Below are 22,698 nucleotides of genomic sequence, written 5' to 3'. Positions count from 1 at the left end.
CCCGCGTATCTTTCGAGAAGTGAGCGATGAACCTTCGAGGCATCGACGCAACCGTGATGCTACAATCATCGGTAGGCCAACTGGCACCGCCCAAAAAAGAGCAGGTGCAAAGCGCCGGGCAGCATGCTCTTGACTGGTGGAGCCTTGCTGCGATTGCTCCCGCGATCATCATACTGCTCGGATTTCTTTTTCTGTTTTTCTATGGCGTCTTCCAATCGCTGACCGATCTCAAGTTTGGCCGTCCCCTGGTTCGTTTCATTGGGGTCACCAACTATGAAGTGGCAATCAAGACTCAAGATTTCTGGAACAGCATGCGGGCGACCACGGTGTATGCCTGCTCCGCGGTCCTCGCGGAAGCGTTCTCTGGGCTTGCGCTCGCCAAATTGTTCGCAAGCCGCGTGTTTCTTGCACAATTGATGCGGCCTGTCATTCTCCTTCCGTTGGTATTGCCGCCCATGAGCGTCGCCCTGATGTGGACCACAATGATGGATCCACAAAACGGGATTCTGAACTATTTGCTTTCGCTCGTCGGGATCGGCCGCTTCGCCTGGATTTCGGACGCCGGTACGGCGATGTTCTCGCTAGTTCTCATCGACATATGGACTTACACACCATTTTTTGCGCTCATCATCTTCGCCGGTTTGCAGGGCATTAACGAGGAGATCAGAGAAGCCGCGCGGATCAATGGCGCTAAGGGTTGGGCGACGTTCCTCCATATTGAGCTTCCACTCATTGCACCGTATATCCTGATCGCCGCAGTCTTTCGGCTGATCGAGTCGCTCAATCAGTTCGATATCATCTTCGGAACAACCCAGGGCGGTCCAGGTGACAGTACCTCCGTGCTCTCGGTTCGCGCCTACATCACAGCCTTTCAAAACCTCGCCTTCGGGCGTGGTGCCGCGCTCATGGTTGTCAACTGGTTGATCGTGCTTCTCGGGACCTTGGCCATGGTAAAATTGTGGCGGTTGGTTCGGCAGCGCGTAAGCTAGAGGAGGCTGGCAATGCGCTTCAAACGCTTAACGCCCGCAAGCTTGTTCCTTAATGGACTGGTTGTTGTCTGTACGCTCATCCTGACATTTCCCCTGGTCTGGATCGTGATGATGTCGCTGAAGCAGCAGGCCGAGGTCATGACCTTGCCGCCGCGCTTTGTCTTCACTCCAACATTTGAAAACTTCCGCGTTTTGTTCGATGCCGCCCAGGCCGGGGCGACAAGCTACGGCACCATCAAGGTTGATTTCCTGACGCCGGTCGCCAATAGCGTCGTGATATCGCTTGGCGCGGTGCTCGTATCGCTGATCGCCGGCGTACCCGCAGGTTACGTCTTGGCAAGACGTGATATCCCTAGGAAGGAGGACATCGCGTTCTTCATTCTGGGCTTCCGCTTCGCGCCGGCACTCCTTGTCGTTATACCGCTGTTCAGCGTGTTCCAAACAGTTGGCCTTTATGACACTTATCTCGGCATGATCTGGGTTTATCAGGTCGTCACGCTGCCAATGATCATCTGGCTAAGCCGATCATATATCGAGGACATCCCAAAGGACATTGAGGAGGCGGCGGCCATGGATGGTGCAAAGCCGTTCCGTGTAGTCTGGCACATCGTTCTTCCGCTTCTAAAGCCCGGCCTAATCGGCGCTTCATTGCTCATTTTCTTGCTTGCCTGGCACAATTTCGCTCTCGGCCTGATCCTCAGTTCGACGAAAGCACCGGTCACCGTGGCCCTGCTCAAGCTGCTTAATCCAGGCGTTCAGTTCTATCCGGTCATGGCTGCGGGTTTGGTGGTGACCATGATTGTGCCGATCGTCCTGATTATCCTTGGCCAGCGTCATCTCGAACGTGGCCTTACCTTCGGGGCCGTGAAATGAGCCCCAGACCATTGATGTTCTTCGGAACGACCAATCTTGACCTCTGCTTCAACGTCGAGCGGCTTCCAACGCCGGGTGAAAGCCTGATGGGAAGCTTAAAGCAGAATGCGGGAGGCAAGGGCGCAAATCAGGCGGTCGCCGCCGCTCGATTGGGGCTTCGGCCGAGCTTCTACACCCGGCTTGGCGATGATGACGCTGGCCGATCGTTGCTGCAAGCGCTGCGTGAGGCAGGTGTCCGCCTTGATGCCATTGAGGTATGCCCGGGGGAGATATCCGGTTCTGCTCTTGTCCTCGTCGGCGACGACGGCTCCAACATGATTGTCATAGACCCGGGAGCCAATGCAAATGTCACTCCGAGCATGGTCGAGAAGGCGGCCGAATTCATTGAGCGGGACGCAATCGTCGTTGCCGAAATGGGCATGCCGGTCCCCGCGCTCAATCACCTTTTTGCATTGAAGAGCGTCAAGGAATTCGATCTTATTTTCAATCCGGCCCCCGTGAGGGCGGGCCTGTCGCCCGCGGCGTGGAGGAGTGTCGATTTCGTCACACCAAACCAGACGGAAGCTTTCGAGCTCACCGGTGTCGAGGTGCATGACTTCGACGGCGCCGCTCATGCGGCTGGAAAGCTTCTCGATCTCGGGCCGAAGGCAGCGCTGATCACGCTAGGTGCGCAGGGAGCCTACTACGCCGATGCCAGCGCGACTTTCGCGCTCCGCGCATTTCCTGTGAAGGTCGTTGATACGACCGCGGCGGGGGATGCCTTTAATGGAGCTTTCGCAGCCTCTCTTGCTCATCGGTTGCCGATACGAGAAGCGATCAAAAAGGCGCTCGCGGTTGCCGCCTTATGTGTGACGCGACGCGGCGCCCAAAGATCGATGCCTAGCAGTTGGGCCGTCGACGAATTTCTGAATTCTCAATCGATCTTGGAGTTGGAATGACCGAACAGTTCTCAGTTGCAGACAGGACCGTGCTTGTGACCGGTGCAGGTGGAGGCATTGGCTCAGCCATAGCTAATGCTTTCCGTCAAGGCGGTGCGAACGTCCTGGCAACCGACGCGAATTTGGAAAACCTGCGAGTCATTCTGACTCGTTTGCCGCACGGCAATGGCATCCTGCCGATGAGCATGGATGTGTCACGAGAAGATGATGTCGGCAGGGTGCTTGATGAGATCGCCAAGCGCTTCGGCAGGCTCGATGTCCTGATCAACAACGCCGGAATAAAATCGGCTCAGGCGCTTCTGACCGGAAATGCCGATCGAATCGAAAAAACCATCCAGATCAATTCCGTCGCAGTGCTTCGTTGCGCGAAGCTGGCGATCGAGCGCTTCATGAAGAGCAAAGGCGGCCGCATCGTCAATGTCGGGTCCTCGTTGTCATCTCAAGGTGCTGTTTTCAACTACCAGGCTGGCGGCGCCGACTATTGCTTGTCAAAAGCCATCGTGCACGATGTGACAAAGCTGCTCGCTTATGAATGTGCTCCGTTCAAGATCAACGTCAACGCGATTGCTCCCGGGATTATCGATACACCCTTGCACGGGCGTCCGCGGGAGGAAACCGAAGCGCGCCATAGTGGCCGAATTCCGCTGGGCCGGGTCGGACTGCCGGAAGATATCGCAGGGCTTGCGGTGTTCCTGGCCAGCCCCGCAGCTTCCTACATGACCGGGCAGATTGTCCATGTGAATGGTGGGATGCTGATGAATGGTTAGCCTCAGCTCTAAGATCAACTGGCCGCCGATAGAAGGGATTATCTCCGATCTGGATGGCGTCGTTTATCGTGGCGGCACCGCAATAGCGGATGCCATAGAGGCGTTTACGAGATGGCAGAAAGCAGGCGTGCCATTCTGCTTTGCGACGAACAATTCAACGCATACCCCGGAGGACGTCGTCGGCAGGCTGAGAGGATCTGGTCTTTCGATCGCACCGTCTCAGGTCGTTACAAGCGCTATCACCGCCGCAGAACTCGTTCGAACCAATTATCCGCACCTAACGCGAATCTATGTCATCGGAGCTTCCTCGCTTGTGACGGCCATGCGAGATGTTGGGCTGGAGGTCACGGACCGAGCGCCCGAAGCTGTCGTGATGGGGCTTGACCGGGACATCACGCATGAGAAGCTGCGAATTGCGGTTGAGTCGATCCTCAATGGAGCTGTGTTCATAGGAACCAATCCCGATCTTCTGCTGCCGACGGCCAGCGGGTTCGAACCTGGCGCTGGTGCGACCATTGCAGCTGTGGCCGCTGCTACGCAAGTGCGGCCTTCGATCGTTGGAAAGCCGCAAGTGCCGATGATCGAGACAGCGCTCTCACGCCTCGGTACGAAGCGCGGGTCGACCATCATGATCGGAGATCAAGTTCCTACGGATATTCAAGCCGGAAAGAGGGCGGGTCTTGCCACGGTGCTTGTTACAACCGGCGTGCCAACGCGTCAGGATCCGTCCTTGATGGCTCCCGACTTCATCGTATCGAGCTTGCGCGAGATTGAGGTAAGTGCTGCTCGCGCGGCTCAACCGCGACAGAGGAGGGCATAATGGCCGACGTTCGCCTGGAGGGCCTCAAGAAGACTTTTGGGACAATCGAGATCCTGAGTAATATCGACCTGACTATCGATCACGGCGAATTTGTCATCTTTGTTGGTCCGTCCGGGTCGGGCAAATCCACGCTTCTGCGCATGATTGGCGGGCTCGAGCCCATCAGCGGTGGGCGGCTCCTCATCGACAATGAGCTCGTCAACGACATCGATGCGGCCGATCGCAACCTCGGCATGGTCTTTCAAAGCTACGCTCTCTATCCGCATATGACGGTGAAAGAGAACCTGGCCTTTCCCCTGCGCATGGCCAAAGCCGGGAAAGCCGCGATCGCCGCCAAGATAGCCAAAACAGCATCGCTATTGCAGATCGACCATCTATTGGAGCGCAAGCCTCGACAACTTTCAGGAGGGCAACGCCAGCGCGTCGCAATCGGGCGCGCCATCATGCGAGAACCAAAAGTTTTCCTGTTCGATGAGCCGCTCTCCAACCTGGACACCGATTTGCGCGTGCAGATGCGGGTTCAGATCGCCAAGCTCCACAAGCAGCTCGGAAATACCATGATCTACGTGACGCATGACCAGGTGGAGGCGATGACCTTGGCTGACAAGATCGTGGTGCTCAAGGACGGCAACATCGAACAGGTCGGCAGCCCGCACGATCTGTATCACAATCCCGCTTCGCGCTTTGTTGCAGGATTCATCGGCTCGCCCAAGATGAACTTCCTGGGCGGCAAGGTCGAAGCAGCTCATGAACATGGCATGGATGTCCGGTTGGACGCCGGGCCCACGATCTCCGTTCCGGTCCAGCCGGACCAGATGCTGGTTGGCAAGCCGGTCACTGTTGGAATTCGCCCGGACGACTTCTCCTCGTCAATGCCCGGGCAGCAGGAGATCTCGATTGAACTTGGGGTCGATTTCGTCGAGCATCTCGGCAGCGTCACGTACATCTACGGTAATGCCGGAAACGAAGCTCTCGTCGCCAGGGCGCCACAATCCGGTTGGCCCAAAGGCGCCTCCAAGTTCACCCTCACCGCCGCTCCAGCCGATTGCCACTTGTTCATGGGCAATGGAAAGGCGGTATGGCGGTTGCACGCACCTGCGAGTTGGAGCTAGTCTTCACGTAGAGCCGTGCGATGATGCGCGGCTCAGGATCGACAGGCGGACGGCTGAGGTGAAGGGAGCCGGTATCAGGCAGTTCTTCCGCAATTCCCGTTCGTTTGTCCTTGGTGCGGGGATCGGGTCGGGCATGACCGCCAGAGCCGCCGAGCGGGCGGGGGCCGATTTCGTGCTCGCGCTCAATGCGGGCCGTTTTCGTGCCATGGGTGGGGCCTCGCCTGCCTCGATCCTCCCAATCCGCAATAGTAACGAATTCGTGGCAAGCTTCGGACGGACCGAAATTCTGCCCAGCACGAAACTGCCGGTCTTCTTCGGCACCTGTACATTCGACCCCGAGCTCGATGTTGATCGTTGGCTCGATCGGATCATCAAATGGGGATTTGGCGGCGTGACCAACTTCCCATCGGTCATACACATCGACGATGAGCGCAGGTCATTGCTCGAGAAGTGTGGTCTTGGTTACTCCCGGGAAATCGAGCTCCTCGTGAAAGCTGCAAAACGCGGCCTGATGACAATTGCCTATACGCGCAGTCAATCCGAGGCGCGTCGAATGGTCGAAGCGGGCGCCGAGGCCATTTGCATCAACTTCAATCTAAACCGCGCGGTTGAAAGCGGAGCCGATCCGTCGGTCAGCCTGTCTGAACTTGCAGCGCGTACGAGCGCCGTTGCGCGCGTTGCTCAATCCGTCAACAAGAGCACCATCTGCCTGCTTGGGGGCGGCCCCATTACGAAGCCGGACGAACTCCTCGACATCTGCCGCGAGACCGGAATCCAAGGTTTCATCGGAGGCTCTTCGCTGGACCGCGTGCCTCTGGAGATGTCGGTCCTCGAGGTGACGTCGGGCTTCAAGACCATCCACCTGTTGCGCGAGAAGGTGGATCTGCTCGAACGGCAGCTGCAGTTGAGTGGTTTCAGGCACGGCGTGATCGCACAGTCCTCGGCAATGAAGCGCATCCTTGAGATCACCAGACGCGTTGCGGCGACCCCCCGCCCGGTCCTCATCTGGGGGGAGGCCGGCTCTGGCAAGCGTAGAATAGCAACCCTGGTTCACGCGTTTAGCGACCGCAGGCACGCCAAAACGGCGTTGTTTCATTGCCGCCCCGGTCCGGCGATGGATATACTTGGCCCGTTGTTCGGCGCCGAGCGTCTTGAGAGCGGCAGACGCCAATTGTCACTCCTGGAGGCGTCGAGTGACGGTGCCGTCGTGCTATTGCATGTCGACCAACTTTCGCGCGATGGACAGGAGCGCCTTGCCGATTACCTCGAGACAGGCGGATTTACCCCTCTGAACGGGGTAACTGTCATGCGTTCCAACGCCCGGATCATTGCCACCGCGACCGTGGCCCGAGGCGCTGGTCTTGAAACGGTTCTGTGCGCGCGGCTTCTCGACCTTTTTACCGGGCTGGATGTCCAATTGCCTTCGCTACCCGACAGGCTTGAAGATCTGCCGCAACTCGTTCAACACTTCACCGTCGAAGCCAAAGGAGATTCCAGCGCCCAGACGCTCACGATAGAAAACTCTGCATTCCTTGCGCTCGCGGGGCACGATTGGCCAGGCAATTTGCGCGAGTTGCGGCAGGTCGTGAACCAGCTCGTGACCTTGCCATCAAGTCACATCACCGGTGAGGTGCTAAAGCCGTTGTTGGAGCCACCTTTTGGCGCACGGCCCGCGGCCTCGCTGTCCGAGCGAGACTGGATCATCGAGGGCTTGAAGAGAAACCGGCTTCACCGCGGCAAGACTGCTCGCTCTCTCGGGCTTTCGCGCAAAACCCTCTACAATAAAATCAAGAAACTGCGGATCCTCGAATAAGGCCTCATGCCCGTCGTAGCGGCTGCTTGGCCGTGGCGGCCTGCTCCAGGGAGAACCTCGGTACCGACGACGATCCATGAGAGCCAAGGCTTACGAGCCCGATATCCGATCCAATCGGCAGCGCAAGCGCCTCGGGTCGCAGATAGACGGCCCCATCCAGCTGCGAACCAAGCCGTTGCTCCGCTGCTGTCATCTTTGCCTCGTCCGCCGCGATAAACAGGACTTTGAACCCGCGCCTTGCAAACCACTCCATACGGCGAAGCTCGAGCTCCTGACCGCGATCGAGCGGCACTCCTGCCGATGTCCGTTCAATCATGCAGGCTGGCGGAAAATTCGTCACTCCGGTCATCTTTGCATCCTGTAACAGATCTCCGAGATCTTCCCAGCAGGCAAAGGGATCGATCATGACGACGGCCGCATAGCAGCAAGGGGGCGCCTTGGGGCTCGCGTGCAAGTCCCGCACGAGGCAGTCGTTCCAGTCGATGACAGGAAGTGTAGCCATGACGAGCATGGCATTCTGCGGAAGAGTCCGCAGTGACGGCGCATAGATCGTTATCTGATCACCGCGAGGCGAGGGGAGACTTGCGGCAAGGCGACCAAAGACATTGGCTCTCACGGTTCTACCCAATCCTACCCATTTGAACCTTTCGCCGATCTTACACGCCATTCCATCGAGGTCTAGACCACCACTCGTCGATCTTTGGGGGAGCAATGTCATGTCTTTCTTCGGCGGGGGAGCCGGGCTCGGCTGGATGCGATGAACGCTAACGCCGTCATAGCCGTTCTTGCTTGAGTAGCCTCTCCGCGCCTTGCTGTGAGCCGGATACGATTTGCCGATGCTGCCCGAGTTCGGCTCGTTCTGAAAAAGGGCCCGTGAAGCGTCTCGGGTAGAAAATTCCGGGCGAGCTATCGCTGCGTCCTACGGATCCGCTAGCAGACCGGCTCGTCTGCTTCCTCCCTGACTCGCGCCGCTGCTGGAAGATTCCGGCAGCGGCATCTTTTTGTCTCGGAGCGCGCCGACGATGCGGGCGGCCCAAACCACAAAGCTCCGCCAGCTGACGCTCGCCTCCTTGCAAAGGGGAGAGGCGGCTTCCCTCGTTACGGTGGCGCTCAGGATGAAGCGGCTGCTGCTATGGCCGCTTGGAGCTACCCAACTTTACCCAATCGCGCTCGTATCCGGGCTTATGGGCCATTTCACTCCGATCTAGACCTCCAGGTGTCCAGAAACGTCCAGGAGGAAGATCGTGTCTCACCATTACGCGGACGACGAAAGGTCGATCCGGGATGGTCAGCGGTGCGATCCTGCGGGCATGGCCGCGATCGTCGCAACCCTGGACACAAAGGGCCGCGAAACCGCTTATCTCGCGCGCGTCATCGAACAGTGGGGCCGCAAGACTCTTACGATTGATGTAGGCACATCAAACCGGAGGAACAGCAGCGATGCACGCGTGGTTTCACCCGCCGAGGTCTTGCGGGAAATAGCTGCAAGCGCGCGTGAAGAGGTCAAGGAGCTCCTCCGATCAGGTGCGATCGACGCCATCGTCGGCGTGGCGGGCGGCAAAGGCAGCGCGGTCTTCGGTGAAGTTGTATCGGATTTGCCGTATGGATTCCCGAAGCTACTGGTGAGCAGCGCGAGGCCAGCCCTCCTGGCCGAATTGGCCCTCCACAACGACATCATCCTCTATCCGACCCTGGTCGATCTTTTCGGGATCAACGCGTTCACCGAACGCGTTCTGGACAATGCGGGGCGGGCCATTGCGGCGATGCGCTATGTGCCCGCTCAGGATCGGCGGAAGAAGAAGACGGTTGCGATCACGGCCTTTGGGGTCACGACGCCGGCGGCAAATCGCTGTGTCGCGCGGCTGGCAGAGGCAGGCATCGACGCGATTGTCTTTCCGGCCAATGGCGCCGGGGGCCGCAAGATGGAGCAGCTCGTGTCCGCCGGCGAGTTCGATGCGGTGCTCGATCTGACCACAACCGAGCTCGCTGACGAGCTTGTCGGCGGCACCGCTAGTGCGGGTCCGGGTCGGCTCAAAGCAGCATCTCGCCGCATGATTCCGCAGCTCATCGCCCCGGGGGCCGTCGATATGGTAAATTTTGGCCCTCCCTCGAGCGTGCCTGCCGAGTTCAAGGAGCGCCAATTCTATTCGCATACCCCCTTCACGACGCTCATGCGTACGACCGTCTCGGAGAATGAGCGCATAGGCAGGCTCACAGCCGAGCGCCTTTCGCAAGCAAAGGCGCCCGCCCTCGTTCTGTGGCCGGTCAAGGGGGTCTCTGACTATGACCGGGACGGCGGCATCTTTCGAAACCCTGAAGCCGATAGGGCCTGGTTCGACGCGGTCAGGCGACATCTGCCGCGATCGATCATCGCCCGCGAGCTGGATTGTCACATCAATGATCCGGAATTTGCGGAGGCGGCCGCATCGTGGATCGTCGAACAATTGACACCAGGAGATTCATCAGTTGCGGATGTTTGATCGGGCCGAAATACTCGCAAAGATCACAGCTCAAGTTGAGGCTGGAAAGGCAGTGCTTGCCGCGGCGAGCAGTTGCGGCCTCGTCGCAAAATGCGCAGCTCTCGGCGGCGCCGACATGCTCGTGGTCTACAGCACCGGGCTGTCGCGGTTGATGGGGCTGCCGACGAGCCGGATCGGCGATTCCAATGCGCGCACGCTCGAGCTCGCGGCGGAGATCCGCAACGTCGTCTCCTCGGTTCCTGTTATAGGCGGTGTCGAGGCCTGGGATCCCCTCCGGCTCGAGCTCGATGATCTCTTGGACAAGTTCTGGGCTGCCGGATTCTCCGGCGTGATCAATTACCCGACCATTTCAACGATGGGTGAGAAATGGCGCGAGCGTCGTGGCCGCGTCGGGCTCGGCTTCGAGCGTGAGGTCGAGCTGATCGCGGCGGCCCGCAAGAAGAACATCTTCTCCCTCGCCTATGTCGCAAGCCCGCACGATGCCAAGGCGATGGCAGCCGCGGGAGCCGACTGCATTGTCCCACATGTCGGCGCAACGCGCGGCGGGCTTGTGGGTCATGAGGCGGGACAGTCGATCGAAGAGGCCATCAGGCGCATCAACGAGATCAATGCTGCCGCTCAAGCCGTTCGGCCGGAAGTCATCCTTCTCTGCCATGGCGGGGCAATCGCCGAGCCCCAGGATACCTCGGAAGTCTACCGGTCTACCGGATGTGTCGGTTTCGTTGGCGCCTCCTCCATCGAACGGATTCCGATCGAGCGGGCGGTGAAAGCTGCAGCCGAAGAATTCAAAGCCGTTCCGCTCCCGCGAAAGCGTCAGCAATCAATGCAGAAATCTGCACCGAGGCAGGAATGAACAACCCGATCACCAAATTGAAACCTAGTACCGCTTCCTCCTCCAAAGCGAACAAGCCGACGCACGATTGGGAGACGGACGTGCTCGTGATCGGCAGCGGCGCTGCCGGGCTGTCCGCGGCGCTCTATGCGGCAAAAGCCGGACTTCGCGTGACGGTATGCGAGAAGTCTGGCCGGCTCGGTGGCACGACCGCCCTCTCGAACGGCATGATCTGGGTTCCATGCTCAATGCAGGCTCGAGCGGCGAAAATCGATGATTCGATTGCGAATGCGAAGATCTATCTGCAACACGAACTTGGCGATTACTATCGCCCCGACTTCGTGGATGCCTATCTTGAAGACGGCCCAACGGCGCTCGCCAGCTTGGAGAATGGGAGTGAAGTCAAGTTCACACTGGCCTCCGCTCCGGATTATCATTCGAGCCAGATCGGCGGGATCGACATGGGCCGGGCGCTGAGCCCCGCAGCTTACGACGGACGGCTTCTCGGCAAGGATTTCGACCTGATAAGTGATCCGATTCGCGTCGTGCTCGGCGGCATGATGATTTCGTCCGGCGAGGTCAGAAGCTTTCTCAATCCCTTCCAGTCGGCTGCCTCGCTCAAGCACGTCCTTCGCCGGGTCAGCCGCTACGCAGGCGACCGGCTGCGCTACAGGAGGGGCACTGAACTCAGTGGCGGCAATGCTCTGATCGCGCGGTTATTGGCAAGCCTTCGCAGATACGACACTGAAATCTGGCCAAGCTGCCCAGCGGTTGATCTGATGAGGGAGGGAGGGAGAGTTACTGGCGCACTCCTCAAGCGGGATCGCACGGATCTCCGCGTCCGAGCCTCGCACGGAGTAATCCTGGCAACCGGTGGCTTTGCGCGGAACGGTAAATTGCGAGCCCAGCTCAGCCGAGCCCACCAGCACAATGATACGCTGGCCCACAGCGATGTCACAGGAGACGGCATTGCGCTCGCAGGCAGGCTCGGAGCTGCGATCGATAATGACGTTGCATCGAGTGGATTCTGGACGCCCGTGTCGATCCTCAGGAACGGCCGCTCCTCGCAAGTGGTCCCGTACGGCTGGCTCGATCGTGGCCGTCCAGGTGTCATCGCGGTGGGGCCAAATGCTAAGCGCTTCGTCAATGAATCCAATTCGTACCATGACATCTGTCTTGCCATGTTCAATAGCGGCTATCCGGCGGACAAGCGGTTCTATTTCATCTGCGACAAGGAATTCGTCCGCCTCAGAGGCATGGGACACCTGCTCCCCTGGCCCTGGACTTTGAGTATCAAGAAGTATGCCCGCTTGGGTTACATCGAGATTGGCCGGACGATTGCGGAGCTTGCGGCGGAATTGGGCCTCGACCCGCAAGAGCTCCAAAAGACCGTTGAAGAACATAATGCCCACGCAGCTGAAGGGCGCGATCCGCTTTTCAAACGCGGTGAATCGGCTTTCAACCGAACCCTGGGAGATCCCGCGGTTGGAAAGAAAAACCCGAACCTTGGAGCTATCAAGAACGGGCCATTCATTGCGCTCCCGATTGTCCCGGCGACCCTTGGAACTGCGACCGGCCTGTCAACGGATCCTGGCGGAAGGGTCCTAAATGGAAACGGCGTGCCGATCGCAGGTCTTTATGCCTGCGGCAACGACATGACTTCACCGATGCGTGGGATCTACCCTGGGGCCGGCATTACGATCGGACCAGCCATCGTGTTCGCCTACCGCGCGGTGAACAGCATCGTACAATCCACCCATCAGGGACAGACGGCGGCGGCATCCGGTGCATAAGTGCAGTGTTTTCACCTCTTGGTCCAGCAACGACGGACGGTGGAGAGAGCGAAAGTGCGCAACGTCGGCCAGCTCGCTTTGAATACCTTGTGAGCGGCCCTATCTCGTTTGATGCCGAACTTATCTTCTGAACTAGAGGGGCACGATGCGCCGCTCACGCCATGCCAAGATTGTCGCAACCGTTGGGTCGGCAACCGCATCACCTGAAAAGCTTTGTGCGCTCTATCTTTCGGGGGCTGATACTTTCACGCTGAACTTCAGCCGCGGGGACCCATGACGATCACGCCCGTGTGCTCGTCTCGATCCGTGCGCTGGAGCTGGAATTCAATCGGCCGATCGGCGTGCTGCAGGATCCGCAAGGCCCGAAGATCCGCATTGGCCGGCTCGATGAAGGCAAGCTCGCGCTGGATGCCGGGGAGACGGTCTGCTTCGCGCTAAGAGACAGGCGGGAAGCAGTCAATCCCGCGGCCTCATCCAGAAATATTCGCAGCCGCTTATCCCGGTCAGGCCCTGCTCATTGACGATGGGCGTTCGTCTAGCTAGTCGTCGAAAAGCTCGGTTCTGAACGGAGAATGGCGTGCGTTGTGATCGGCGGCGTCATCCGTGATCACAAGGGCGCCAGCCTGCCAGGCGCGCTGCTCAAGATCTCGCCTCTAACCAAGAAGGATCGAGCCGATCTTGCGTTCGGCCTCGAGCTTGGCGTCGACTGGGTTGCTGTCCTTTGTTCAGAAACCATCTGACCTGGTCGAGGCACGAGCTTTGATCGGTGAGGCCGCCGGTGGCGTTGCCAAGATCGAGACCCCGATGGCGCTTGATCGTATTGGGATATGATCCACTTGTCAGACGCCATCATGGTCGCGCGAGGCGACCTCAGGGTTGAAATCCCCCTGAGGAGGTGCTGGGCCGGCAAAAGGAGTTCGTCAGGGCCTGCCGGCTTGTTGCCAAGCCCGTCATCGTCGCAACCCAGATGCCGGACTCGATGATCACTGCGCCGACAGCGACCTTCTCGTTGCCATCGATGCACGCTGTACCGCTCGGCAACAGCTATGGCGGTGTAAGGGAGTGGCTCGGCGTGTAGATCGACGCGCATTACGATATACTCGCAAGGGAGCGGAGAGCCGCATCGAAGCTCACGGGGAGGCAATTGCGAGCCGCATGGGGGATGCTGAACTGGTCGGTGAAGCAGTTGGCCGAGCGAAGCGGGTTATCGTGCGCCGTCATCAGGCGGCTCGAAGAGTACAATGACACGCCTCCCGCATCCGACGATCTGCTGCAGACTCTGTGGACCACGTTTGCGGGTGCGGGAATTGAATTCACATTTCCGCTGGTCGGCAAGCCAGGTGCTCGGCCACAATGACTTGATGCCTTCTCGGTGCTGAACTCACGGCCTGCGGCCATCGCAAATGGTGCGTCAGCTCTTCTGGTTTCCTCCGATAGTTCGGTAGGCGCTAACGACGCGCGCGTTTGCGGGAGCCTGCGGTGAGGGCATGCGGATAGCTCTCTATCGCTTTTGGCTGCATCGAAATTGGGCTGGCGAGAACGGCCGGCGACCCGCCGTAGGACCTCTTTAACGTGTCCGCAATGTCGGTCGCCTGGCCAACATTACCCAACATTACCCAAATCTCCCTACGTTGATCTAGGCAATCTCGAGCCGCATGTCGTGAATGAAGCGCCGACAGGCGGGCCGCCCTAGAAGCCCACCATCGCCTGCAACTCCCATTGCCGGGATGACCTTCCAGGAGCGCTCTTGTGACAGCAGCCCTTCGCATTCCAACGAGTAGCTCACGCCTTCGCGCGGTCGGCGTGAAGAAGCTGTGCTCGCAAGCCCAAGGAATGTGACGCAGCAGCATGGATACGCTACTTATCGCGACCTTCGAGATTTTGAGCTTCGGTGCCATTGTTGTGCTGGTCGTGCTCGGTCTCGGGATCATTGCCAGCATGATGGGCATCTTCAACTTCGCCCAAGGCGAGTTCGTCCTGCTCGGCGCTTACGTCACTTATCTCATGCACAGCGTCGGTTTGCCGGTCCCGCTCGGCATGCTTGCCGCGCCCGTCGCGGTCGGCACGCTTGGTTTCGTCCTGGAAAAACTCGTGGTGCGCCGATTCTATGCCGCTCCAATCGTCGCCATGCTTGGCACCTATGCGCTGGGGCTGATCATTCGCGAAGCCGTGCGCGGCCTGACCGGGGGACTGTATCTCTCGGTGCCGGAGCCAATCAGTGGCTCTATCACGATCGGCAGTCTGCATTTCGCCGCCTGGCGCGGCGTCATCGTCATCATCACTTTGCTGGTCATGGCCGCGAGCCATGCTCTGCTCGCCTACACCTCGTTCGGCCTGCGAGTCCGCGCCTCGCTGGAGAACCCACAGCTGGCGCGTGCCTCGGGCATCTCCACGGGCATGATCTACAGCGTCACCTTTGCATTTGGTGCGGCACTCGCGGGTCTCGCCGGCGCGCTGATCGTGCCGGTCTTTTCATTGTTCGCCGATCTCGGCATCCGCTTTCTTATCCAGGGTTTCGTTGCTGTGATGGTCGGTGGGGTCGGGTCCTTCGCCGGCCCAGTCGCTGGCGCCGGCGTCATCGGCACGTTCAGTGCCTGGCTGCCTTGGCTGATGTCACCGGTTATCGCCGACGTTCTGGTGTTCGTGCTTGCCATCATTTTCATCAAGTTCCGGCCGCAAGGCCTTGTTTCGGGAAGAGGGGTCAACCGATGATCAACGCCAGCCGTCAACTGAGCCGCCGCCGCTTTCTCGGCAATTTCGCCTTCGCCTCCGCCGCCATCGCGGCGGGTCCGGGCAGCTGGATAATTCGCCCGGATTGGGCAAATGCTGCGGAAGGCCCGATCAGGCTTGGCATTGCGACCGATCTTACCGGGTCACTTGGCTTTGCCGGCAACACTGACGCCAATGTCGCTCGCATGCTGGTCAAGGAGATCAACGACTCCGGCGGCCTGTTGGGACGCCCGATCGAACTCCTGATTGAGGATACTGCCTCCGACGAATCCGTCGCCGTGGGAAATGTGCGAAAGCTGATCCAGCGAGACAAGGTCGACTTGGTGATTGGCGGTATCTCGAGCTCGATGCGCAATGCGATCAAGGACGTCATTATCTCTCGCGGCAAGACGCTCTATATCTATCCGGAAGGTTACGAAGGTAAAGAGTGCACGCCCTATCTGTTCTGCACGGGACCGGTACCGGCACAGAATTGTGACCAGTTCATTCCCTGGTTGATCAAAAATGGTGGTAAGCGTTTTGCCCTGCCTGGCTCCAATTATGTTTGGCCGCAAACAATCAACGCCTATGCACGCAAGGTGATCGAGAGCAGCGGTGGCGAAGTCGTCTTTGAAGAATACTACCCGCTCGACCAGATTGACTTTTCCTCCACAGTTAGCCGGATCATATCCAACAAAGTCGACGTGGTTTTCAACGCCATTGTCCCGCCCGGCGTCAGCCCGTTCTTTAAACAGCTCTATCAAGCCGGCTTCTCCAAAAACGGCGGGCGGCTGGGGTGCGTCTATTACGACGAAAATTTCCTGGAAATGAACCAGGCCCAAGAGATTGAAGGGCTCGCGAGCAGCCTCGACTACTACAAGATGCTTGCGGCGGAGGATCCGGTAAGCGCCAGGATTCAATCGGCCTACGACAAACAATTTCCAGCCAAGTTCCGGTTCTCGGCAGGCAGCGCCGCGACCGGCACCTATCGAGGATTAAAGCTGTGGGAGGCTGCAGTGAAGGAGGCCGGCACAATTGACCGCGACGCGGTAGCCGCCGCCCTCGACCACGCGAAGATTGCGGAAGGGCCGGGCGGGCCTGCCGAAATGGCGCCCGGCAAGCGCCACTGCAGGATGAACATGTACATTGGAGTGGCGAAGGGCGGCCAGTACGAGATTGTCGCGCGTAGCGCCGGCCTGGTCGATCCGAAGGAGTGCTGATGTCATCGACCGGCACTGGCACACAGCCCCCGCCACACGTGATTGAAGCTGCTCGTTCGCCCGTCATGGCATCTGCCATCGCAGGGCGAACGAAGGTGCTTCCAATTCTCGAACTGGCATTGCTGATTGCCGCTTCGATCGCACCGCTCGTCCTGCGGGATTACATCACTGTCTATGCAACGCGAGTGCTCATCCTGTGCCTCTTCGCGTTGTCGTTCGACCTGGTGTGGGGCTATGCCGGGATCTTGAGCTTGGGTCAGTCGTTGTTCTTCGGCACGGCCGGCTACGGTGTGGCGCTGCTTTCACGCGATTTCGGGGTCGCATCGATTTTTGCCGTTCTTCCGGCCGGAACCTTGATCGGTTTTGTAGCGGCATTGTTGCTGGCAGGTTTCCTGCTGCTTGGCCGTCACCCCTCCAGTGTGGTCTTCGTTTCGCTTGGTACTATGACCGGAGCTTATGCAGCCGATCGGCTCGCTCGGGGTTCTCATTATCTTGGCGGCCAGAACGGTATCCCTTCGATCCCGCCGATGACAATCGGCTCGCACGAATTGAGCGAGGGACCAGGATTTTACTATCTGGTTCTCGCCATTCTGGTTCTGATCTACCTTCTGTCGCGCTTTTTGCTGCGGTCGCAGTTCGGTCTGGCACTGGCGGGATTGCGAGAGAATGAACAGCGCATCGCCTTCTTCGGCTACAATGTGCAGCATTTGAAGGCCATCATATTCGCAATCAGCGGCGCGATCGCAGGTGCTTCCGGCAGCCTCTATGCGTTTCACGAGGGCTTCGTCTGGACGAACATGCTGGGCGTGGTCATGTCTACCCAGGTCGTGCTCTACGTCTTGTTCGGCGGCTCCGGGACATTGATCGGTGCGGTCATCGGCACCGCGATTGTTGAGGGCCTCAGCTTCTGGCTCTCCGACAATTATCGCGATATCTGGCCGATCATTCTCGGCGTTTTGCTGTTGCTCGTCATTCTGTTCCGCCCCCTCGGCTTGATCAGCCTCGTGCTGGGCGAGCGGGAACGTGTAGGTCATTTCGGCCCGAGCCTGAAGGAGAAGCGCAATGCCGCTCCTTGAAGCCGCCGGCATCTCCAAGGTCTTTGGCAAACTCACCGCGCTGGACGGAGCGGCGCTCAGCGTCGGCGAGAGAGAGTTTCATGGCCTGATCGGGCCGAACGGCTCGGGCAAGAGCACGCTGATGAAGTGTCTTGCAGGTGCGCTAGTGCCGACGCGAGGCAAGGTGACATTCATCAATACTGACGTCACCTCGTTGACGCCGCCAGAGCGTGCGCGAGCGGGCATGAGCCTGAAATTCCAGATCACCGCCGTGCTACCGACCCTCACGCTATACGACAACATCCTGCTCGCGCTGCAGGCCCGGTCCTCACTGCTGGATCTGGCGTTCTCGCGCAGTCGGGGACGACTGCACGAGGAGGTCATGACGTTGCTCCTCCAGTTCCGGCTCGCCGATCGCGCGTTTGATGCTGCGGCGACCCTTTCTCACGGTCAGCAGCAATGGCTGGAGATCGCGATGGCGCTCGCATGCCGGCCGCGCCTTCTGCTCTTGGACGAGCCGACCGGTGGCATGAGCCTTGAGGAGCGCCGCGTCACGGGCGAGTTGCTGCAGCCGATCAAGCAGCATTGCTCGCTTGTCATCGTGGAGCACGACCTGGATTTCATCCGAGACATCTGCGACCGGCTAACCGTGCTCGATCAGGGCAAGGTTCTGGCGTCGGGGACGGTTGCCGAGATCCAGGCCAACAGAAGCGTCCAGGAGATCTATTTGCGCCGTGCCTGAATTCCTCAATCTCAAGCATCTCGACGCCGGCTACGGACGCAGCCAGGTGCTGTTCGGTGTCAATATGACCGTCCCACCGCGGGGCGGTGTGGCCGTCCTCGGCCGTAACGGCGCCGGAAAGAGCACGCTCATGAAGGCGATCGTGGGCGAACTGCCGGCATGGAGGGGCGGCGTGCAATTCAACGGCCAAGATATCGATCGCCGCCGAACCGAAGAGCGGGTGCGGGCCGGCATTGGATATGTGCCGCAAGAGCATTCAGTGTTCGGGCGCCTGTCGGTGCGCGACAATCTCGCCGTCGGATCGCTTTTGCACCGCGATAGATCGGCAGTGGACCGGGTCATGATGATGTTTCCAAAACTCGGCCAGCGTCTGGATCAGCCGGCCGGAACGTTGTCCGGTGGCGAGCGCAAGATGCTCGCAATCGCCCGCGCGATGCTCGGAAACCCCAAACTCCTCCTGCTGGATGAGCCGACCGAGGGTGTCTGGATCGGCGTCATCGAGGAGATCACCGAGCGCTTGATCGAACTAGCCAGAGAGATCGCGATCATCATCGTCGAGCAACATCTCGATCTCGCAATGCGCGTCGCGGAGCAGGCCTATGTGGTCGATCGCGGCCGTGTCGCGCTGTCGGGCCCGTCGCAACAGCTGCGCGACGACCCGCGGCTCTTGACGTATCTGGCGCCGTAGAGGCGTCCCGGCTGCCATCCCACGCCCGAAAGATGGCGCGTTGAAGTTCCTTGCGATGACTGAACAGAGAGGGACGATGTCCAAAACCATGAGCGATTTTGTGAATGCGTGCCAGGTCGTCGATGTCCATGAACATCACATGTCCGAGGTCGCACATAGCCGGGACGTGAATCTTTTGAAACTGTTCCAGCAGAGCTATGCGGCTTGGACAAGCCACGTCCTGCCATCCGAGCCCAAGGCGACTGGCGATATGTTATCTACCGCTACCGAGCCAATCACCTGGGAGGCCCTTGCTCCGTTCCTGGAGAGGAGCGGCTCAAATGCATTCGTTCGTAACCTCGCCGGCGGTGTCGCCGAGCTTTACGGCGTCGCCGAAACCGGAATCACGCGCGACAACTGGGAGGCAGTAGACGCTTTGGTGCGCTTGCGCCACAGGGAGGCGACATGGCCAAGTGAAGTCATTGGGCGCGCCGCCATCGGAAGGATCGTAACGGACCCTTTTCTCGATCCGTTGATGGATCCGCGGCCGGTCCTAGGGCAAAGTTACGATGCGGTCCTGCGGATCAATGCATTCGCCCTCGGCTGGCACCCGGAATCTCGCGATCACAATGGAAATTGCGGCCATACGTTGCTGCGGCGCCTCGGCATGGAGGTGAAAACCTTCGACGATTATTGCGACGCAATCCGGGAGCTCGTAGCCGGCTGCGCCCGGCGCAATCACGTTGCGCTCAAAAACGCGCTCGCCTATGACCGCGATCTAAGCTTTGACGAACCGAACGAGGACCTCGCTCGGCAGGCCTGGGGACAAAGGTCTCCATCCCCTGCGGCGCGCAAGGCTTTCTGTGACTTTGTCGTCGATTTGTTTTGTCAGCTCGCAGGCGAAGCCGGCCTGCCAGTCCAAACTCATCTTGGAACGGCAATCATAAGCGGCTCCCACCCGCTACGCATGACCGGGTTGATTGAGCGTCATCCTCGGACCCGTTTTCTGCTGATGCATTTGGCCTATCCCTGGAGCCGGGACTTGTTGGGAATGGCTTTTGTGTACCGCAATGTTTGGCTCGATTTGTGCTGGTCCTTCCTGTTGAGCCCGTCCCATTTCAAGCTGGCCCTGCACGAGGCTATTGAAGTCTTGCCGGATGAATCGCGAATGATGATCGGAGGAGATTGTCTTCACGTTGAGGAGACATTTGCCGCGATACAGGGCGCACGCCGGCTCATCGGCGAGGTTCTGAAAGAAAAAGTTGCGAGCGGCTACTTTCGCCCCCGAGACGCAGAGCGCTTGGCGGTCAGGATCCTTGGCGAGAACGCGAGGGAGCTTTTCAGACTGTCCTGATTGCTGCACTTCGTTCGCGATTTTAAAAAGTTGATCCGAAGAGCCGACTTGAAACCGAAAAATGACGGATAGCGTTCCGGTTACCGCGCCCCCCAGGAAAGAGCAGGGCGCGTGGATTAAGGCCATGAGCCAAGGGGAGGTCAGTTCCATGTTGAATGATCACCGGCAACTCAGCCGCCGCCGCTTTCTCGGCAATTTCGCCTTTGTGTCTGCGGCCATTGCGGCCGGCCCGGGCAGCTGGGTGATCCGTCCTGACTGGGCCAACGCCGCTGAAGGCCCGATCAGGATTGGCATTGCCACCGACCTTACGGGGGCACTCGGCTTTGCCGGGAATACCGACGCCAATGTCGCGCGCATGGTCGCGAGCGAGATCAACGAGAACGGTGGTCTCTTGGGGCGCCCGATCGACCTCCTGATCGAAGACACCGCGTCCAACGAGTCCGTCGCTGTTGGCAATGTCCGCAAGCTGATTCAACGAGACAAGGTCGACCTGGTACTCGGCGGCATTGCGAGCTCGATGCGCAACGCCATCAAGGACATCATCATCTCTCGTGGCAAGACGCTCTACATCTATCCACAGGCCTACGAAGGCAGGGAGTGCACGCCCTATCTGTTTTGCACCGGGCCGGTACCGGCGCAGAATTGCGACCGGTTCATTCCGTGGTTGATCAAGAACGGTGGCAGACGCTTCGCGCTGCCTGGATCAAACTACGTCTGGCCGCAAACAATCAATGCCTATGCGCGCAAGGTGATCGAGAGCAGCGGCGGGGAGGTGGTGTTCGAGGAGTACTACCCGCTTGACCAAATCGATTTTTCATCGACCGTGAGCCGCATCACGTCCAACAAGGTAGACGTGGTCTTCAACAGTGTTATCCCCCCGGGCGTCGGCTCGTTCTTCAAACAGCTTTATGAAGCGGGCTTTTCTAGGAATGGGGGACAGCTGGGCTGCGTCTACTATGACGAGAACACGCTCGAAATGAACCAGGCTCACGAGATCGAAGGCCTCGCCAGCAGCCTCGACTATTACAAGGCGCTCGCGGCGGAAGATCCGGTGAGCGCCAAAATTCAGTCGGCCTACGAAAAGCAGTTTCCGGGCAAGTTCCGGTTCTCAGCAGGAAGCGCCGCGACCGGCACGTATCGAGGACTGAAGCTGTGGGAAGCCGCAGTGAGGGAAGCCGGTACAATTGACCGCGAGGCTGTCGCTGCCGCGCTTGACCACGCCAAGATTGCGGAAGGGCCTGGCGGGCCGGCGGAGATGGTGCCGGGCAAGCGCCACTGCAGGATGAACATGTACATTGGCGTGGCAAAGGCCGGCCAATACGAGATCGTCGCCCGTAGCGCCGGCCCGGTCGAGCCGAAGGAGTGTTGAATGTCGCATGTTGCGCGGGCGAGCTTCGCCGGCGCCGCGTGCGAGCCAATCGCGGGGGGCTACTTCCCGCGATAATTCGGCGGCCTCTTGTCAAAGAAGGCGTTCATTCCCTCCTTCTGGTCAGCTGTGCTGAAAGCGTGACGTATCGCTTGCCGCTCGAACTCGAGCCCGGCGTCCAACGTGGTCTGAAAGGCGGCGAGAACGGCAGCTTTGGCAAGTTCAGCCGAGCGGGGAGGCTTTTGCGCTATCAGATCGGCTATTTCGAGCGCTCGCCTCTGCGCCCTGCCGCTTTCGACAACTTCCGCCACAAGGCCGGCCTGCATCGCACTCCGCGCCGTGATGGATTGGCCGCTCAGGATCATCAGCATGGCCAGTGATTTGCCAGCCACGCGTGTCAGCCTCTGCGTTGCGCCGTCGCCGGGCAATATTCCGATGTTGATCTCAGGCTGCCCAAATACCGCCCCTTCACCTGCTATCACGATATCCGCGAGCAGCGCCAATTCGTGGCCGCCGCCGAAGCAAATGCCCTCGACCGCGGCAATGAGAGGCTTGGGGAAATTGGCGACATCCCCCCAGGCAGAACGTCGGGCGGAATTGTCGATTGCCTCAAAGCCGCGCTCCCGCATCTCCTTGATGTCGGCTCCGGCAGAGAAGAACGCATCGCTGCCACAAAGCACGACACAGCGGACATCCTCATCGATTGCGGCACGGCGCAAGATGGCGCCAAGCTCCACGATCAACTGGTTGCTCAAGGCGTTTCGTTTTGATGTCCTATTCAGCGTCAATAGGCGCACGTGGGGCGCGACAGATGTCGAGAGGATGAGATCGGGCGTCTCGGACATGGAGCGGTTCTCCTGAAGGAATATGAGAACCACGCCTTAGACTGAAATCGATTTCTTCGCAACGAGGCATCCAAAAGCCTCTTCTTGGAAGAACCAGCCTCAGCGGCGCTGAGCCACCTTGCTCAACGCGGAGCCGACGGAGACCATGAGGCGGGCTTCACCCGTAAAAAACGGCTTGACTCCGCAGTTCCGAATTCTTACTAATCTTGAAATCGATTTCAGAACTCGATGTCGAAATGCCCGGTACTGCGGGAAACCAGAAGGATGCGGCCGGCGAGAGTGGGTCACATCTGAAGGATCTCATTGACGATGCGACGGGTCTT

Annotated in this window: 19 protein-coding genes and 1 pseudogene; 18 read left to right on the top strand and 2 right to left on the bottom strand. The window is 59.3% G+C overall.

The window, feature by feature from the left end; translation table 11 throughout:
• The first annotated feature begins 26 nt into the window (after positions 1 to 26).
• From CIT37_RS34335 to CIT37_RS34305, 7 genes are all read left to right on the top strand, one after another.
• A complete protein-coding gene (locus tag CIT37_RS34335; protein ID WP_011084695.1) occupies positions 27 to 989 on the top strand; it encodes a carbohydrate ABC transporter permease in 963 nt (320 codons plus the stop codon).
• A 12-nt stretch (positions 990 to 1,001) separates the two neighbouring features.
• Entirely contained in the window at positions 1,002 to 1,862 is an 861-nt protein-coding gene (locus CIT37_RS34330; protein ID WP_011084696.1) for a carbohydrate ABC transporter permease, read from the top strand.
• On the top strand, positions 1,859 to 2,800 hold the full coding sequence (locus CIT37_RS34325; protein WP_018645268.1) for a ribokinase: 942 nt from the start codon (positions 1,859 to 1,861) through the stop codon (positions 2,798 to 2,800). Before CIT37_RS34330 ends, CIT37_RS34325 begins: the two co-directional genes overlap by 4 nt.
• Positions 2,797 to 3,567 carry an SDR family NAD(P)-dependent oxidoreductase gene (locus tag CIT37_RS34320; RefSeq protein ID WP_011084698.1) on the top strand — a complete coding sequence of 257 codons (771 nt, stop codon included), beginning with the start codon at positions 2,797 to 2,799 and terminating at the stop codon, positions 3,565 to 3,567. Before CIT37_RS34325 ends, CIT37_RS34320 begins: the two co-directional genes overlap by 4 nt.
• On the top strand, positions 3,560 to 4,387 hold the full coding sequence (locus CIT37_RS34315; protein WP_011084699.1) for an HAD-IIA family hydrolase: 828 nt from the start codon (positions 3,560 to 3,562) through the stop codon (positions 4,385 to 4,387). Before CIT37_RS34320 ends, CIT37_RS34315 begins: the two co-directional genes overlap by 8 nt.
• Entirely contained in the window at positions 4,387 to 5,499 is a 1,113-nt protein-coding gene (locus CIT37_RS34310) for an ABC transporter ATP-binding protein (protein ID WP_011084700.1), read from the top strand. Before CIT37_RS34315 ends, CIT37_RS34310 begins: the two co-directional genes overlap by 1 nt.
• Before the next feature lie 133 nt (positions 5,500 to 5,632).
• Entirely contained in the window at positions 5,633 to 7,312 is a 1,680-nt protein-coding gene (locus CIT37_RS34305) for a phosphoenolpyruvate hydrolase family protein (protein WP_231088533.1), read from the top strand.
• Positions 7,313 to 7,316: 4 nt separating this feature from the next.
• Here CIT37_RS34305 and CIT37_RS34300 read toward each other — a convergent pair whose 3' ends face one another.
• On the bottom strand, positions 7,317 to 7,823 hold the full coding sequence (locus tag CIT37_RS34300) for a hypothetical protein (protein WP_018645264.1): 507 nt from the start codon (positions 7,821 to 7,823) through the stop codon (positions 7,317 to 7,319).
• 799 nt (positions 7,824 to 8,622) lie between these two features.
• On the opposite strand from CIT37_RS34300, the gene CIT37_RS34295 reads away from it, so the two are divergent.
• The 11 genes and pseudogenes from CIT37_RS34295 to CIT37_RS34245 all read left to right on the top strand — a co-directional run bounded on the left by CIT37_RS34295 (position 8,623) and on the right by CIT37_RS34245 (position 21,533).
• The gene (locus CIT37_RS34295) at positions 8,623 to 9,792 is read left to right on the top strand and encodes a Tm-1-like ATP-binding domain-containing protein (RefSeq protein WP_035711506.1); all 1,170 of its coding nucleotides are present in this window, start codon (positions 8,623 to 8,625) and stop codon (positions 9,790 to 9,792) included.
• A gap of 52 nt (positions 9,793 to 9,844) precedes the next feature.
• Entirely contained in the window at positions 9,845 to 10,645 is an 801-nt protein-coding gene (locus CIT37_RS34290) for a phosphoenolpyruvate hydrolase family protein (protein WP_232577542.1), read from the top strand.
• Positions 10,642 to 12,417 (top strand): FAD-dependent oxidoreductase, encoded by a 1,776-nt coding sequence (locus CIT37_RS34285; protein WP_049802025.1) that lies wholly within the window; start codon positions 10,642 to 10,644, stop codon positions 12,415 to 12,417. Before CIT37_RS34290 ends, CIT37_RS34285 begins: the two co-directional genes overlap by 4 nt.
• Positions 12,418 to 12,562: 145 nt before the next feature.
• Positions 12,563 to 13,420: pseudogene (locus tag CIT37_RS34280) on the top strand (pyruvate kinase); the annotation flags it as partial.
• Between the two features lie 845 nt (positions 13,421 to 14,265).
• Positions 14,266 to 15,129, top strand: a complete 864-nt coding sequence (locus CIT37_RS34275) for a branched-chain amino acid ABC transporter permease (protein WP_035711497.1) — start codon at positions 14,266 to 14,268, stop codon at positions 15,127 to 15,129.
• Entirely contained in the window at positions 15,126 to 16,346 is a 1,221-nt protein-coding gene (locus CIT37_RS34270) for a substrate-binding protein (RefSeq protein WP_035711494.1), read from the top strand. The genes CIT37_RS34275 and CIT37_RS34270 overlap by 4 nt, the downstream gene beginning before the upstream one ends.
• Positions 16,347 to 16,411: 65 nt before the next feature.
• The gene (locus CIT37_RS34265) at positions 16,412 to 17,422 is read left to right on the top strand and encodes a branched-chain amino acid ABC transporter permease (RefSeq protein ID WP_018645258.1); all 1,011 of its coding nucleotides are present in this window, start codon (positions 16,412 to 16,414) and stop codon (positions 17,420 to 17,422) included.
• Positions 17,409 to 18,143: an ABC transporter ATP-binding protein gene (locus CIT37_RS34260; RefSeq protein ID WP_018645257.1), complete on the top strand. Its 735-nt coding sequence runs from the start codon at positions 17,409 to 17,411 to the stop codon at positions 18,141 to 18,143. The genes CIT37_RS34265 and CIT37_RS34260 overlap by 14 nt, the downstream gene beginning before the upstream one ends.
• Entirely contained in the window at positions 18,136 to 18,831 is a 696-nt protein-coding gene (locus tag CIT37_RS34255; RefSeq protein ID WP_018645256.1) for an ABC transporter ATP-binding protein, read from the top strand. The genes CIT37_RS34260 and CIT37_RS34255 overlap by 8 nt, the downstream gene beginning before the upstream one ends.
• A gap of 76 nt (positions 18,832 to 18,907) precedes the next feature.
• Complete coding sequence (locus CIT37_RS34250) at positions 18,908 to 20,164, top strand: amidohydrolase family protein (protein ID WP_158644822.1); 1,257 nt, start codon at positions 18,908 to 18,910, stop codon at positions 20,162 to 20,164.
• Positions 20,165 to 20,312: 148 nt separating this feature from the next.
• A complete protein-coding gene (locus CIT37_RS34245; protein ID WP_018645254.1) occupies positions 20,313 to 21,533 on the top strand; it encodes a substrate-binding protein in 1,221 nt (406 codons plus the stop codon).
• A gap of 59 nt (positions 21,534 to 21,592) precedes the next feature.
• On the opposite strand, the gene CIT37_RS34240 is transcribed toward CIT37_RS34245, so the two are convergent.
• Complete coding sequence (locus tag CIT37_RS34240) at positions 21,593 to 22,375, bottom strand: enoyl-CoA hydratase-related protein (protein ID WP_028144089.1); 783 nt, start codon at positions 22,373 to 22,375, stop codon at positions 21,593 to 21,595.
• Positions 22,376 to 22,698: the final 323 nt, after the last annotated feature.

It is taken from the genome of Bradyrhizobium ottawaense, from assembly GCF_002278135.3.
In the GTDB taxonomy this organism is placed as follows: domain Bacteria; phylum Pseudomonadota; class Alphaproteobacteria; order Rhizobiales; family Xanthobacteraceae; genus Bradyrhizobium; species Bradyrhizobium ottawaense.
The sequence above is the reverse complement of the archived record's forward strand: the minus strand, read 5'-3'. Positions and strand labels throughout refer to the sequence as shown.